The sequence below is a fragment of the Undibacterium sp. TC9W genome (assembly GCF_049339865.1).
Lineage (GTDB): Bacteria > Pseudomonadota > Gammaproteobacteria > Burkholderiales > Burkholderiaceae_D > Undibacterium.
Window position 1 is genome coordinate 1 of record NZ_JBMPPJ010000085.1, and the last position, 332, is coordinate 332.

Below are 332 nucleotides of genomic sequence, written 5' to 3' on the forward strand. Positions count from 1 at the left end.
TCACCGCGTGATTCTGAATAGGAATGGTAATAATCAACATGATGATCAATACCAGCATGACGTCAATCAGCGGCGTCATGTTCATTTCTATCATCACTTCCGGATCGGCTGAGCCACCGCCGGAACCTATTTGCATACCCATAATGCTTCCTTTGCTGGGGCCGACGAGAAAATCGCCCTGACTGCGTTGCAGCGTCTCGCCGTGCTATTCGCACTGTCTTCGTCGCTACGCCTTGTCAGGACAATTTTTCGCCAGCCCTGTTTAGTCATTCAAAAAACTAGTTCCGTGGTGGCGGTTCAATTACAAAGCCGACCTTGGCGATACCGGCACG

1 protein-coding gene is annotated in these 332 nt (G+C 50.6%); it reads right to left on the minus strand.

Features of this window, described 5'->3' with window-relative positions; genetic code table 11:
• Window positions 1–142 (minus strand): biopolymer transporter ExbD (locus tag ACO0LN_RS30340; protein WP_422980489.1); only part of this gene is annotated, 142 nt, incomplete at its 3' end.
• Between the last annotated feature and the right edge of the window lie 190 nt (window positions 143–332).